This is a genomic window from Mycolicibacterium pyrenivorans, from assembly GCF_025821625.1.
Taxonomy (GTDB): Bacteria; Actinomycetota; Actinomycetes; order Mycobacteriales; family Mycobacteriaceae; genus Mycobacterium; species Mycobacterium pyrenivorans.
In genome coordinates this window covers 1-13,262 of sequence record NZ_JACKSH010000184.1, presented here as the reverse complement: position 1 = coordinate 13,262, position 13,262 = coordinate 1, and the positions used below count along the sequence as shown (strand labels likewise).

General features: G+C 65.8%; 15 protein-coding genes and 1 pseudogene. 8 read left to right on the top strand and 8 right to left on the bottom strand.

All coding sequences use genetic code 11. The annotated features are described in order from the left end of the window. Positions 1-109: 109 nt before the first annotated feature. Entirely contained in the window at positions 110-283 is a 174-nt protein-coding gene (locus H7I57_RS20825) for a hypothetical protein (protein WP_264025754.1), read from the bottom strand. A gap of 113 nt (positions 284-396) precedes the next feature. Between H7I57_RS20825 and H7I57_RS20820 the strand changes: the two genes are divergently transcribed. The 5 genes and pseudogenes from H7I57_RS20820 (at position 397) to H7I57_RS20800 (ending at position 4,674) form a co-directional block, all read left to right on the top strand. Beyond that, on the top strand, positions 397-984 hold the full coding sequence (locus tag H7I57_RS20820) for a TlpA family protein disulfide reductase (RefSeq protein ID WP_264025753.1): 588 nt from the start codon (positions 397-399) through the stop codon (positions 982-984). After that, positions 981-1,777: pseudogene (locus H7I57_RS20815) on the top strand (cytochrome c biogenesis CcdA family protein). Before H7I57_RS20820 ends, H7I57_RS20815 begins: the two are co-directional and overlap by 4 nt. A gap of 433 nt (positions 1,778-2,210) precedes the next feature. Next, complete coding sequence (locus H7I57_RS20810) at positions 2,211-2,432, top strand: DUF2933 domain-containing protein (RefSeq protein ID WP_264025751.1); 222 nt, start codon at positions 2,211-2,213, stop codon at positions 2,430-2,432. 20 nt (positions 2,433-2,452) lie between these two features. After that, complete coding sequence (locus H7I57_RS20805; RefSeq protein WP_264025749.1) at positions 2,453-3,160, top strand: ATP-binding cassette domain-containing protein; 708 nt, start codon at positions 2,453-2,455, stop codon at positions 3,158-3,160. Then, a complete protein-coding gene (locus H7I57_RS20800) occupies positions 3,157-4,674 on the top strand; it encodes an ABC transporter permease (protein ID WP_264025748.1) in 1,518 nt (505 codons plus the stop codon). The genes H7I57_RS20805 and H7I57_RS20800 overlap by 4 nt, the downstream gene beginning before the upstream one ends. 304 nt (positions 4,675-4,978) lie before the next feature. On the opposite strand, the gene H7I57_RS20795 is transcribed toward H7I57_RS20800, so the two are convergent. Next, the gene (locus tag H7I57_RS20795) at positions 4,979-5,593 is read right to left on the bottom strand and encodes a TetR/AcrR family transcriptional regulator (protein ID WP_264025747.1); all 615 of its coding nucleotides are present in this window, start codon (positions 5,591-5,593) and stop codon (positions 4,979-4,981) included. A 47-nt stretch (positions 5,594-5,640) separates the two neighbouring features. Between H7I57_RS20795 and H7I57_RS33555 the strand changes: the two genes are divergently transcribed. Together H7I57_RS33555 and H7I57_RS20785 are read left to right on the top strand one after the other, a co-directional pair. Further along, positions 5,641-7,098, top strand: coding sequence for a molybdopterin-dependent oxidoreductase (locus H7I57_RS33555; RefSeq protein WP_264025746.1), 1,458 nt, complete (start codon positions 5,641-5,643; stop codon positions 7,096-7,098). 27 nt (positions 7,099-7,125) lie between these two features. Continuing rightward, positions 7,126-8,001 (top strand): alpha/beta fold hydrolase, encoded by an 876-nt coding sequence (locus H7I57_RS20785; RefSeq protein ID WP_264025744.1) that lies wholly within the window; start codon positions 7,126-7,128, stop codon positions 7,999-8,001. Between the two features lie 221 nt (positions 8,002-8,222). Here the strand turns inward: H7I57_RS20785 and H7I57_RS20780 are convergent, their stop codons facing one another. The 3 genes from H7I57_RS20780 to H7I57_RS20770 form a co-directional block, all read right to left on the bottom strand. Next, positions 8,223-8,588, bottom strand: a complete 366-nt coding sequence (locus tag H7I57_RS20780; protein ID WP_264025742.1) for a hypothetical protein — start codon at positions 8,586-8,588, stop codon at positions 8,223-8,225. Beyond that, positions 8,563-9,108, bottom strand: a complete 546-nt coding sequence (locus H7I57_RS20775) for a hypothetical protein (protein WP_264025740.1) — start codon at positions 9,106-9,108, stop codon at positions 8,563-8,565. The genes H7I57_RS20780 and H7I57_RS20775 overlap by 26 nt, the downstream gene beginning before the upstream one ends. A 146-nt stretch (positions 9,109-9,254) precedes the next feature. Then, positions 9,255-10,529 (bottom strand): multicopper oxidase family protein, encoded by a 1,275-nt coding sequence (locus H7I57_RS20770; RefSeq protein WP_308204390.1) that lies wholly within the window; start codon positions 10,527-10,529, stop codon positions 9,255-9,257. A gap of 19 nt (positions 10,530-10,548) precedes the next feature. Between H7I57_RS20770 and H7I57_RS33550 the strand changes: the two genes are divergently transcribed. Further along, positions 10,549-10,782, top strand: coding sequence for a hypothetical protein (locus H7I57_RS33550; RefSeq protein WP_308204389.1), 234 nt, complete (start codon positions 10,549-10,551; stop codon positions 10,780-10,782). Between the two features lie 167 nt (positions 10,783-10,949). Here H7I57_RS33550 and H7I57_RS20765 read toward each other — a convergent pair whose 3' ends face one another. The 3 genes from H7I57_RS20765 to H7I57_RS20755 form a co-directional block, all read right to left on the bottom strand. Beyond that, positions 10,950-11,342, bottom strand: a complete 393-nt coding sequence (locus H7I57_RS20765) for an MFS transporter (protein ID WP_264025738.1) — start codon at positions 11,340-11,342, stop codon at positions 10,950-10,952. A 636-nt stretch (positions 11,343-11,978) separates the two neighbouring features. Continuing rightward, a complete protein-coding gene (locus tag H7I57_RS20760; protein ID WP_264025736.1) occupies positions 11,979-12,383 on the bottom strand; it encodes an SCO2097 family morphological protein in 405 nt (134 codons plus the stop codon). A gap of 327 nt (positions 12,384-12,710) precedes the next feature. Further along, positions 12,711-13,262: ATP-binding protein (locus tag H7I57_RS20755; protein ID WP_264025734.1), on the bottom strand; the 552-nt coding region annotated here is incomplete at its 5' end.

Genomic DNA, 13,262 nt, shown 5'->3' with positions numbered 1-13,262 from the left:
ACGCCGTCATATGTAGCTACTGCGTAGCTTGTAGCTAGTCCCGGTCTGATTGTTCTTCGCAGGAGGCGTCAATAGGGCAGCATCCAGGCCGGTAACAAATCCTGCTACCTCAGATATGCTGCTGTCGTTCAAACTTCAGCTGGTCGACCTCTGCCCGCAGCCGAGTCATTTCCTCACGCTCAGGCATGTCCGTCCCGTGACTGGGCCGCATCATCAGAAACATCATCGCGCCCATACCAACCGGACAGGCCAGCGCGGCGGCCGCCGAGAGTAGCTGCTCCATTCGGGACTCCCTTCGGCGGGTAGGACCCTGCACGCCGTGTTCGCACGCGTGGGCCTACGATCTACGTACACGCATAGTAGACCCGATGGAAATCCATCACCAGTGGAGAACCGATGCCCAATCGCCTGCGTGCACTCGCGGTGTGCGCCATCGCGGCCCTCATCGCGGTGGGATGTGCCACTGGACGTGATGCCGTCACGCAGGGCGGCACATTTGAGTTCGTGTCACCCGGGGGGAAGACCGACCTCTTCTACGATCCACCGCAGACCCGCGGCAGCATCGGCGACCTCACGGGTCCCGCGCTGATGGACGATCGACCGATCCATCTATCCGATTTCGCCGGCAAGGTGGTCGTGATCAACATCTGGGGGTCCTGGTGCGCACCGTGTCGCACCGAAACTTCTGAACTCGAGAAGGTCTTCAATGAGACCGCACCCCTCGGCGTTGCATTCGTGGGCATCGATGTGCGTGACGATTGTTCCGCCGCCAAGGATTTCGTCACCGACCGCAATGTAAGCTACCCGTCGATCTTCGACCCTGCGATGCGCGGCTTGATCGCCCTCGGCAAGGGCTATCCCACCAGCGTGGTACCCACCACGCTGGTGCTCGACCGCAAACACCGCGTCGCAGCCATTTTTTTGCGGGCGCTGCTGGCCGAGGATCTGCGGCCGCTCGTGCAGCGGATCGCGGCAGAGCCGTGACCGCGCACGCGCAGGGCATCGGTGAAACGTTCGGCGCGGCGGCGGCCTCCGGGCCGTTGGTGCTCGGGCTTGGCGCGGCCGCACACTAGCCGGTATCGTCTCCTTCGCGTCTCCCTGCTGCATCCCCTTGGCGCCCGGCTATCTGTCCTACCTCGCCGGTACTGCAGGGGCGAACGGCTCACCAGATGCGCGACCGGCGGCGCGGGATTCGTGGCGCGTGGCTGGCGCTGCCCTCTTGTTCGTCGCCGGGTTTCACGGCGGTGTTTGTGGCGGCGACGGCGTCGGTGTTCGGGTTGATCGGCGTGCTGGCGCTCAACCGGGATCTCCTGCAGCAGATCGGCGGCGTACTCACCATCGTCATGGGCTTGGTGTTCCTCGGATTCATCCCAATGTTGCAGCGCGACGTTAGGTTTCACCCTCGTCGGATCACTGGCGTTGTGGGGGCACCGCTGCTGGGCGCGACGTCGGACTCGGTTGGACGCCCTGCTTGGGACCCACCCTGGCCGGCGTCCTCTCCGTTGCCGCCGGCACCCAAGGCGTCACCGCGGCACGTGGCGTGCTGCTCATCGTCGCGTTTTGCCTCGGCCTCGGGATGCCATTCGTCCTGCTGGCGCTGGGCACGACCGCGATGCAAGGCTGGTTCGGATGGCTGCGCCGCAACACCCGCCGCATTCAGATCGCCGGGGGGATCATGCTGGTCGCTGTTGGTGTCGCACTACTCACCGGAGCGTGGGCCGACTTTGTCGGCCGGATCCGCGACCAATTCGTGACGACCACAGTGCTGCCGATATGAGCCCGAGACCCGTGCATAGCGGTGCCCATCAGCCACTTTGACCCAGCCGGCGTAGAGGCCGCGTGACCGGATGGTCGCCAAGCCCTTCGATCTGAAGGTGCAACTCGAGCGAGGCATCGTCATCGGCGCGCCCCAACACCAATCAGTCACTTCCGCCATGGGTTGCACGGCACTGGGCGATCGAACACCACTTTGACGGCATGCAGTTTGTCGGCGCGGCACGGACGGTCTAAGTACTGGCGGCTTCGGACATCGTGCTCGCCGCGCCCGTTGTCTACCACATCCCGGCAACGGCGATACGGCCGCGAACCCCCATAGGGACTTTGGTCCATACAGATGATGACCTTTGTTCTACGGATCAAGTACGTAGTCCCATTGGCTTCGCCACGCTCGTGGCGCACGGTTAATCCAAACCTGAACGGAAGGAAACAAGATGAAGCGCCAGTATTACCCGTGGTACGCAATAGCCTTGGCCGCCGCCCTCGTCGCCGCAGTCGCCGTTGGCGTGCCAGTATCAACGCTCTTACTCCTACTGGTCGTGTTGGCGTGCCCGCTGATGATGATGTTCATGATGGGCGGGCACGGTCACGGTGGCGGTGGCGGTGCCAGTTCCGGCGATACGCATGAGCATCATGATTCGGCCGGACGTTCCTAGGTACCGCGCGTGAACGCACAATGACCGCAGCGCCGGCGGTCGATGCGAAGACAGTTGCGCCCTCCGCATCGGTGCTCACGGCCGAGGGCATCGAGAAATCATTTCGCCGCGGCATTTGGCCGGTGTCGCACCGCCAGCAGGTGCTGCGGGGCGCGGATCTAACCCTGTACCCGGGCGAGGTTGTCGGGTTGGTGGGCGAGAACGGTTCCGGCAAGTCGACGATGATGAAGATCTTGGTCGGCGAGTTGGCCGCCGACGCGGGCACGGTGACGCGTTCGGGCGTGCTAGGTTACTGCCCGCAGCAGCCGGTGGTCTACGAGCGGCTGACCTGCGATGAGCACATCGAATTGTTCGCCCGCGCCTACCGAATGACTCACGAGGCGGAGCGGCGTTCGCGACGAGACCTGTACGAAGCGTTGGGGTTTGAACGATATGCCGGCACGCGGGCAGACCGGCTGTCCGGCGGTACGCTGGCCAAGCTCAATCTGACCCTGGCGATGCTGGCCGATCCGCCGGTGTTGCTGCTCGACGAGCCCTATGCCGGATTCGACTGGGACACCTACCTCAAGTTCTGGGACCTGGTCGGCGTTCGCCGCGCCACGGGCAGGTCGGTGTTGATCGTCAGTCACTTTGTCGCCGACGAGCATCGGTTCGATCGCATTGTCAAGCTGTGCGACGGGCGATTGTGTGACGGGCGGCGGTGCGAGGGGCAAGGGGCTGCGCGATGACCACCGCGGCCCACGAACAGTGGCGGCCAACGCTGCTTCTGACGCGCAGCTTCATCACCGACTACGTGCGCAATCCGGTGAACCTGATCATGTTGGTCCTCGTGCCGGGGGTGTTCGTGCTGGTCGCAGCCGGTTCGATCGCCGATGCGATGGAGCTGTTGCGCGGGAGCCCTGGGATGGCGACCCAAATTGCGACCGCGGGCTGGGCGGCCGGCTTCCTGTCGGGCCTGGCCATGTACTTCCAGGTCCGCTCGGCTCACGCAGCCGACAGACGGATGCTGCTGGCCGGGGTATCGTCGGCGCGGCTGCTCGCCGCCCGGGCCGGCACCGGGCTGCTGATGGCTGGGCTCGTCACGACGGTCGCGTTGATCGCGTTGGCGGTGCGTACGGGCATCGACAACCCCGGCCGGGTGATCGCCGGCACGCTGATGTTTGCGTTGATTTATCTGGCGATCGGTGCGTTGATCGGAGTGGCTGTCAGCAATCCGGTCAACGGCGCTGTGGTCATCTTGTTGGTCTGGATGATCGATGTATTCGTCGGACCTGGGGGTAGCGGTGGTGATTATGCGTTCACCCGGTGGTTTCCCACGCATTTCGTCACATTGTGGATGGTCGGCACGCCGTCGCGCCACGGCGGACAGCTGGGTGATCTCGGGATCTCGTTGGTCTGGGTGGTGGGGGCGCTGGTGGTGGCCGGGGCGGTCGTCGCGGCGGGTTCGCGCACCGCGCGGCGGCATCGACGCTCAGCGGGCCAGCTGCTGACCGCGTTGCGGTTCGGGTTGGTCGATCTGCGCCGCAACCCGGTGCTGCTGGTGCTGCTGGTGTTGGTGCCCGTGCTGTTCGTGCTGCTCGCGAAGGCGACCACGCCCGCGCGCCCACTCGTAGTAGCCGTGACCGAAAGCGGCTCCACCTCCAATCAAGCGTTCTGGTTCCCGGACGTACATGCGGGGGCGATGGCCCCGATCGGGATCGGGGCCTTGGCCGCACTGGTGGGCATGTTCGTCGTGGTCGACGCCGCCGGCGGGGACCGTCGTCTGCGGCTGGCCGGCTACCGCACCAGTGTCGTGCTGTCGGCCCGGCTCGGCGTCGTCGCCGCAGCCACCATCGTCATCACCGTGGCCACACTGGCGGTCACCGCGACCGTCTTCAACCCCAAGCAGTGGGTCGCGTTTGCCGCCGTCAACCTGCTGGTGGCGGCCACCTACGCAATGATCGGCGTCATCATCGGACCGCTGCTGGGCAAGGTCGCCGGGGTGTTCGTCGCCTTCTTGATCCCGTTCCTCGACCTGGGCATCATCCAAAGCCCGATGCTGCGCCCCGAACCCGAGCAATGGGCGAATCTGCTACCTGGATACGGCTGGACCAAGGTACTCTTCGACACCGGCCTGACCGCACACTTCGACCAAACCGGCCCTCTGCTGGCCGCGCTGGCCTGGCTCAGCGGGCTGCTGCTTGTTGCCTCGTTGGTGCTCGCGCGTTCACGCCGGCAGGGCCTCAACCGTGTTGCTGGATGACGACTCCACTGCCGGCATGTCCACCAGCAGTTTCGCATCTGCCGGATAGGTCCTGCTCGACACATCACCACACCGACAGTCAGGTGCGCCGCGGGCCTAGCATCGTGGACTCCTCCGGCACTGCCTCGAGGATCTACGCGCTGGCGTGGTCAGGTTGCCTCGATAACAACCCGTGGGGTGGCGCTCCTCCCCAAGCGCGCCAGCCATCATCGGGCCGCGACCGCGGCGCGAGAAACGCCCACTCGCTTGCCGTCGGCTGATCGGACGGAGAGCCGGTGAAAGAACTGGGGCCGTGGCCTGTTGACTATCGTTCGGTCGTGCGCTGGTGGGATGCGGTCATGGCGGCCAGCGCCATTGTGACGACGGCATTCTCCGCGCGTTCTTGCGGCCAGCGCTGTCCCACTCGCAGCGCTAGATAAGTCCACCCGACTTGGTTGAACAACACAGTGGCCGTTTGGTCGAGATTGGGGACGTCGACGAGGCTACCGTCTAGGGCCCCGTCGTGGAGTAGCCGCGCCAGGGGCTCGATGAAGCGGCCGCGGGTCGCTAGCGCCCGGTCGTGCTCATCATCGGTCGCACGGTCGGGTTCATGGAAGATGCCGCCGTCCTCGGCGAATAGGCCTACCAGTAGGTGGCGCCAGGCGTCGGCAACCCGACATGTGGCCCGAAGCGCTTGCTCCAGGCGGTCCCGACCGGAGCCGGTCGACACCAGAGTCGGCCACACCGCGCGCAGGTACTCATCGGCGGCCCGCACGCTGAGCAGCTCGATCACTCGCTCACGCGTGACTCCGTTGCGGTGCAAGGTCATCCGTGACGCACCCAACCGCCGCGCCAGGCTGGCGATAGACAGCTCGGCCAGTCCGCTCTCCTCGATGAGCGCCAGCGCGGCCTCGGTAATTCGGCTTTCCCGCCCGTCCACGATACAGTAATGTATCACCCACAATACAGGTCAGATCAGGAGCGGTAGTGCAGGTTGACAGATCTCCAACGCCTCGACGTCGCCGCGCCGCGGCGGCGGTCGGGCTGGCAGGGCTCGGCGTCGCCGAGGTCGTCGCTGCGGCGCGAGGAAGTTCGCTCATCGATGGTATGGGGCGAGCCATCGTGGATGGGAGTCCTCGACTGCTCGTCGATCGCACGGTCGCACTGCTGGGCAGCCACGATAAGGCCGCCATCCGCCTTAGTGTGGGCGCATCGACGATCTGGGCTGCGGCTGGATTGGCGAGGCTGCCGGCGAAGATCCGCACACCCGCGGTGGCCGCGCTTGCCGCCGCCACGGCCGGTGCGACATTGAGGCGCCCTCCGCGATCCGTCGGGGCCGCCCTCGCTGCCGCGGCTGCCGGCGCGATCGCAACCAGCGTCGGCCTGAGTCGTGGTCCCGCCAATGCACGAAGTGAGCTGGCGTGGGCGGTGCTCGGCGGTGGTTCACTCGTGGCCGCCCGCACGTTTTTGGCCCGTCGCCGCCACCGATACAGCAGGCTGATCGAGGGCGACAGGCGATCTGCACAGCCTGACCCGATGCCCAGCGACGGTGCCGAAATGCTTCCCGGTCTCGCGCCGCTCATCACGCCGATTGACCAGTTTTACGTCACCGACGTCAACCTCGGTGCGCCGATCGTTGACCCTGCCGGCTGGCGGCTCGCGGTGACCGGGCTAGTGGGCAAGCCCCAACGGTGGTCGTTGAATGAACTCGCCGCTGAGGCCGAGAGTTTCGACGCGGTCATGGTGTGCGTTCACAACCCGGTGGGCGGGGACCGGGTGGGCAACGGCCGGTGGCTGGGCGTGCCCCTGCAGACCATTCTCACGCGCGCCGACGCGTCCGCCCATGCGACCACGCTGGTGACCAGGGCGGTCGATGGTTTCACCACCTCGCTTCCGGTCCAGCCGTTGCGATCTGGCGATTGGAGTGGCTACGTTGTGATCGGCTCGAACAGTGGGCCGCTGCCGGCCCGGCATGGCTACCCTGCGCGGGTATTTGTGCCCGGCATCTACGGCCAGTACACGGGCGTCAAATGGCTCACAGAGCTGGAACTGATCGCGGGCCCGCACGACGACTACTGGGCGCCTCGCGGATGGCCACACGAGCCGGCGTGGGTTCAGCCGCAGGCCCGCATAGATGTCCCACCGACGGGCGCACATGCGGGTCGAGAGGTCACCGTCGCGGGCGTTGCGTGGGCGCCGCCGCATGGTGTGGCCGGCGTGGAGGTGCGCACCGGCCAGGGACCCTGGCGGGCAGCGGATCTCGCCCGCGAACTGGCTCCGTCGTCGTGGCGCCGCTGGCGGGCAGCGCTCGACCTCCCGCCCGGCGTGCATACCGTCCAGGCGCGCACGATCAGCCAGTCCGGCGAAGTCCAGGAAGGCCGGCAACGACCGCCGTTCCCCCTCGGCGCGAGTGGGTGGCACACCGTCAGCGTCCACGTCTCGTAATATCCGTCGACGACTTCAGGAGTGCCCGTGGCTATTTCCGCGCAACTAGGCGAGCTTCACCGGGCGGAGCTCTCTGCGGGACCAGTGGAGTATCGCGAACGAGGCTCGGGGACGCCGATCGTTTTCCTGCACGGCATCGTCGCCAATGGCGACGTGTGGCGAAACGTCGTGCCCGAGCTGGCAGGCCAGTACCGGTGTATCACCCCCGACTGGCCACTGGGATCGCACCGGCTGCCGATGCGCGACGGAACAGACTTCACCCTCTTCGGGCTCGCCAAGCTCGTCGATGAGTTCCTCGAAACGCTCGGGCTCAATGACGTGGTGCTCGTCGCCAATGACACCGGCGGCGCGATCGCCCAGGCCGTCGCCGCCCGGTATCCGCAACGCCTCAGCAGGCTGGTGCTCACGCCGTGCGACGCGTTCAACAACTTCCTGCCCTTGCCGATCAAGCACCTTCAGCTGTTCGGCCGCGCCCCTTTGGGGCTTTACCTGCTCGCGCAGAGCCTGCGCTCACGGGCGATCCAGCGGCTGCCGATCGCCTTCGGCCGGCTCACCGAACGCCCGATCCCCGCCGAAATTATGCGCTCCTACACCGAGCCATTGCGATCCTTGAGTGGGGTCCGCCGCGACTTCGCCGCCTTGGTCAGCGCGATCAGCACCCGGTTCACCGAGGAAGCTGGGCGCGGCCTGAGTTCGTTCGATCGCCCTACGCTGATCGTCTGGGCACGTGAGCGGCGACGGTTTTTCCCGGCCGAATACGCGCACCGGCTCGCGGACATCCTTCCCGACGCGCGGCTGGAGTTCCTCGACGGCACCGGGCCGTTCGTCAGTGAGGATCAGCCGGTTGCCTTATCCCGCTCGATCCAGAAGTTCATCATCGAAACGTCACAGCACCGCCGCTGACCGGCCAGGCCGGACATCGCGCAACACAACCACCTCGATCACGGCCTGCACCTGGCCCCTCACCCCCTGCGATTTGACCCGAAGTGGGTCGTGTATCTACCAAACATGTTGTGGCTCTCGTGTGTCGGCTGGTCCGGTGATGTTGACTCACGGGTGTCCCCTTCCGACCCAGCATCGGCGAGTACAGCCATCGCCTGGACTCTGCACTGTCACCACGGCTTTCACATCCGCGTCAGGATGATCTCCAGCGGGTCATTGGGTGCTCCTTGAATAGGGACCGGAGCGGGGTCCCCAAGGAAGCCTCGTCGGACACCCAGGGTTTCGTCGGTGCGGCGGATAGATACGGCGGCGTCGGTGACGGTTCCCGACAATGCACGGACGGCGTCGATGGTTTCCGGGATGACAACCGCCTGGTTGTCGACGGTGTAGGTGAAGAAGAGCTCTGTGCCGTCGACGGTGAGGATGTCTTCCCAGACGGCAACCTCGTACATGTCGCCGCGCGGTCGGCCGAGGTCCCTCATCAGTTCGATGGTGCTATTCGGCGCCACGATGCCGTCGGCCTCACGGACCAGAGCGACTCGCGGCATTGACCGCAGCGCATCGAGAACCTCCTCCCGCCATGGCGCCAAGTTGCGTGGGCGGGCCGCGGCAACCACGGCGCTGCGGCCGCGGCCATCGCCACGGCAACCGCCGTATGCCAGAGGGGAAGCCCAGCCCGCCCTGCAACCTACGTAGCGTCAGCTCATCCAGCAGGACGTCGGGCCGCTCCAGACCGACCAGCGTCTTCACCACGCGGTCGAGGAGGTAGGCCAGCACGCCCGCGGCGGCCAGATCCCGGGCAAGCCCAATCCGCCGCGCGGCCAGCGCCGCCCCGGCGGCGACCGCACCGAGCGAACCCAACTGTGGCGTCGACGGGTTGACAGCACACCCAATTGGCCGGCGGCGTGCAACTCCGTCACCTCGCCGACAGCGGCCGAGCGGGGTGGTCGACTCGGGGACGGCCAGTCGATGGGCGACGAATTTGTCGTCCACGGAGCAGGTTCGGCGCGCAGCGCAACGCCCGGAGTTGACGACGCTGCGTTGGGCGTGGCTGCGACTCTCGGTCACCGCCGCACGGTGATCAGCGTCGCTGAGTGACGTCGTAGGACCGCCAACCGGTCGCGGTCTGGCGGATCTGCCCCCGCGCGAATCGATCCGGTCATTCGGTGTGATTGCCGCTCGCGCCGATCATGGATCGTGGCTACGTCGGGCGGCTAGGGCACATAATTCATGCTGGTCATCATGCCGGCCTCAAGGTGATAGGTGTTGTGACAGTGCAACATCCAAATACCTGGGTTGTCGGCGACCAGGCCGACGGTCAGCGTTTCGTTGGGCAAGACATTGACCGTATCTTTGCGTGGTCCGACACTGCCATCGGGTTTCATCACCTGGAAGGTGTGGCCGTGCAGGTGCATGGGATGCCACATCATCGCGGTGTTGGTGAACGTCAATGTGGCGTGCTGGCCCTGCCGCACGGTCAGCGGCTGTGTGTCGCTGAAGGTTCGACCGTTGATTCTCCAGTCGTAGGGCATCATCATTCCGGACAAATGGGCCGATAGGGCGGCATCGGGTTTCCCCGCCGCCAGGACGACTTCCGGCGCGGCGCTGAGTAGCTGCACCGTGCCGACGCGCCCATCGAGCTCGGAAGGTCGAAACCCTGGGTCGGGTGCGCTGCCCGCGCCGGTGGACAACAACGCCCGCGCGACGGCGTTCTTTCCTTCGGCCGAAGCGACCAGGGGGAAGACACCGTCAGCGGCGGTGACGACCACATCGTAGCGCTCCCCCATCCCCACCAACACGGCATCGACCTCGGTCGGCACCACGGGGAAGCCGTCGGTGTGAGTGACAGTCATCCGGTGCCCGCCCAGCGCAACCCGGAACGCGGTGTCGGAACCGGCGTTGATGATCCGCATCCGCACCCGCTGCCCCGGTTTGGCGCTAAACGTGGTCGGCGCGGCCGGAATACGCCCATTGATCAGGTAGTACGGGTAGCTCACGTCCCCCGCATCCCCGCCCAGCAGGTCGCTTCTGCCCACACCGCCCATGCCGGGCATGCCCGGCATATGCTCTTCCGACATTGCCCCACCGCGCAGCCCGTCAAAGATCTGCTGCGGGCTGGGGCCCACGCCGTCGGTCCAATCATCGAGCACGACAATCCACTCGACGTCGTAGGCGCCGGGATCGGCCGGGTCGTCGACAATCAATGGCAGATGCAACCCGGCGTCGAGGTCCAGACCGGTGTGCGGGTGGGCCCAATATGTGCCCGGATCGGGCACTGAGAACCGGTACGTGAAGCTCTTGCCGGCATCGATGTTCGGGGTCGCCGGAGTGGCGCCGTCCATGTCGTTTCGCAGCGCAATGCCATGCCAGTGCACGGATGTCGCTTGGGCGAGATCGTTTTTCACGGTGACAGCGAGCTCGTCTCCGACATTGGCCCGGATCAACGGGCCGGGCACCAGGTTGTCGTAGGCCTGGGTGCGCACGATCATGCCGCCCAGGTCGACGTCGGTGGGCCCGGGCGTCAATGTGGCCTCGACGGTGCGGCCCGTATGCGGGCGCGCCGACTCGGCCGCTGATATCGCATCATCGGGTGTCGCCACGGTCTTCGGTCGCGCGCAGCCCGCGACGGCGACCGCGCCGGCGATGCTGGCCGCGACGAACGTCCGCCGGCTCAACTGCGTCGAGCTGAACAACGACTCAGCCATGACGCGTCCCGGAGAAAAAAACGCGGGCGATGGATGACGTTGCTGCCCGCTCTAGGGCGAGACCGGGGAGATGACCGGTTCGGCGGGAGTCGCGAAACAACCCGGACACGGCGACAATCACCGCCCCCCAAACAGCCAGCAACGCAAGCTCCAGCAGCATCCATCCGCTCAAGCCCACGGCACTCACGACTTCGCGCCACCACGTCATGGCCAAACACCTCCCTGTTGCCACCATCGGCTGACCAACCAGCTAGATCGATGATGATTGTGTGAAGATTCGCTCAAGACCTGCGCGGCTGCCGCGGCACCGCCTTGGGCGGCGCGCATTCCCAGGAGCATCGCGCCGTTCGAGGCGAAGCCGGCCAGGACCGAGACGGCGGTGAACGCCACCACGTCGCCCAAGAAAGTCGGCCGGGCACAAAACCGGTCGGTCAGCAGCCCACCGAGCAGCGTGAGCACGGCGAAGGGCACCGTGTAGATGTTGATCACCCATTCCAGCCCCGCCAGGCCCAGTTCGAGCTCTCGGCCTATCGACGGCAGCGCGATCGCCACGGCGGTGTCATCGAGCAGGACCAGAAATGATGCGACCGACACCACCGTGCTAGCTCGTGGGTCGCCACGCTCACCTAGTCCCCTTCTCGCCACCGCACCGCTCGGTTCGGCGTCACCGACAACCCTGCCAAACGATCCCGAAGGACCCAAGGGACTTTCGGCCCCAAATACTATGGGACCTAGTAGAAATGTCGAGGGCCCCTGCCGCGCCACAACTGAAGCACCGATTGGCGGGCGACGCGCGCACGTGCGTGCAGACAGTCCGCTGTGACTTCAGAATCGATCCCCGCTACGGGCGCATGTCGTCAATCACCCTACCGGGCAACACGATTCGGTAGCGCACACGTCCGTGCAGACATCGCAGCCACGCACGTCGCGGCTCCGGGTCGGTCCGCACAGTTCGACAGGATGTTCGCACAAAAACGCCCGGTCTCCCAGCGACTCCCCGCTACGGAGCAGTCGGGTCAACGCCCTACTACGGCGCCGGTCCGCGGACCGGCACGCGGGCCGCTGGTCGCGGTTGGCATTACGCCAGGCCATGCCACCACTGGGCATCTCTCAAAGTCCGCGCCGACGCCTGCAGGCCGAGTAGCTCGTGCACTGACAGCGGGACCTGCTGCACCCGTCCGGCGCCAACTGCCGACACCACGGTGGGCAACGACAATGCCGCACCCACGGCTACTAGTCGTCGAAACGGTGACGGAAGCGGTCTTCTATCCGGCTCGTGAACGACCCGCCGGCGCCTTTGCCATGCCGGCGCTTCGGCGCGCCGGCGGATCCGCAACGGTCCACCACACCGCCAATCCGCGGGCCGGTGAGCGCGACGACCGCTCCGCCGAACATCACCAGAAATCCGAAGACCGACAAGATCGGGAAGCTTCCGATCATCGAGGCCGTGACGGCCACACCGGAGATCAACATCGCCAGACCGATTACGAACAGCGCTACACCACCCTGGATCTGCCGCCGGGTCGTGGGCGCCCACCAGCTTCCGCCGCGGACACGAGAGGCGAACTTGGGGTCCTCAGCGTCGAGCGCGTTCTCGATCTGTTCGAGCATGCGCTGCTCACGATCGGACAGTGGCATGTGTGCCTCCTTGCCGCCAGGCCCCGCACTTCCAACGAGCGTCGTGCCCGAATCTTGACGGGAATCTACTTAGGCACAGTCTGGTCGTTCAGAGTCAGGCGACCAGGGTCGGCGGCACTCGACGGCAGGGGCTTTGGTCATCTCGGCTGCTGTAGGTCACCGCGATGGCGGCTCGCGTCCTTGCCCCTGACCCGTTCGTGTAGTTGAGTCTGGTCATCATCGCGGCCTCCTGGTGATAGGTGCTGTGGCAGTGCATCCAGATGCTGTTGACGACGGTTGAAATCTAGGCCAGAAGCGACGGTTGAAAAGTAGGCCACGTGGTCGTGGTTATTGTGCCGTGTTGTCGGCTCTGGCGGAGGGCAAGGTGTCGATTCCGGTGTCCTTGAGCCGGTAGCTGGAGCCTTTGAGGGTCAGGACCTCGGCGTGGTGCACGATGCGGTCGATCATGGCCGCGGCCACGACCTGGTCTCCGAACACGTCGCCCCAGCGCGCGAAGGGCAGGTTCGAGGTGAGTATCAGCGAGGCGTGTTCGTAGCGGCTGGAGACCAGTTGAAAGAACAGGTTCGCGGCGTCCTGCTCGAAGGGGATGTAGCCGACTTCGTCGACGACGAGCAGTCCGATGCGACGCAGCTTGGCCAGCTCAGCCGGCAGTCGGCCGGCGTTGTGGGCGGCCTTGAGGCGGGCGACCCAGTCCACCGCGGTGGCGAACGCGATGCGGTGCCCGGTTTGGGCGGCCTTGACCGCCAATCCGATTGCCAGATGTGTCTTGCCGGTTCCGACCGTTATCGCGGGTTCGAGAATGAGAATGCCGCGTTCTTCCTGTTCAGGACGTTGTTGCGATTGATGCGACGTTGGGTAAGGGGTGGATGCCGCGGCGGG

What these genes read in the sequence shown, in the direction of transcription:
- H7I57_RS20825 (WP_264025754.1), bottom strand. Translation starts at nt 283, where the DNA reads ATGGAGCAGCTACTCTCGGCGGCCGCCGCGCTGGCCTGTCCGGTTGGT.
- H7I57_RS20770 (WP_308204390.1), bottom strand. Translation starts at nt 10,529, where the DNA reads ATGATCGTGCGCACCCAGGCCTACGACAACCTGGTGCCCGGCCCGTTG.
- H7I57_RS20820 (WP_264025753.1), top strand. Translation starts at nt 397, where the DNA reads ATGCCCAATCGCCTGCGTGCACTCGCGGTGTGCGCCATCGCGGCCCTC.
- H7I57_RS20810 (WP_264025751.1), top strand. Translation starts at nt 2,211, where the DNA reads ATGAAGCGCCAGTATTACCCGTGGTACGCAATAGCCTTGGCCGCCGCC.
- H7I57_RS20780 (WP_264025742.1), bottom strand. Translation starts at nt 8,588, where the DNA reads ATGCCGCGAGTCGCTCTGGTCCGTGAGGCCGACGGCATCGTGGCGCCG.
- H7I57_RS20760 (WP_264025736.1), bottom strand. Translation starts at nt 12,383, where the DNA reads ATGCCACTGTCCGATCGTGAGCAGCGCATGCTCGAACAGATCGAGAAC.
- H7I57_RS20805 (WP_264025749.1), top strand. Translation starts at nt 2,453, where the DNA reads ATGACCGCAGCGCCGGCGGTCGATGCGAAGACAGTTGCGCCCTCCGCA.
- H7I57_RS20800 (WP_264025748.1), top strand. Translation starts at nt 3,157, where the DNA reads ATGACCACCGCGGCCCACGAACAGTGGCGGCCAACGCTGCTTCTGACG.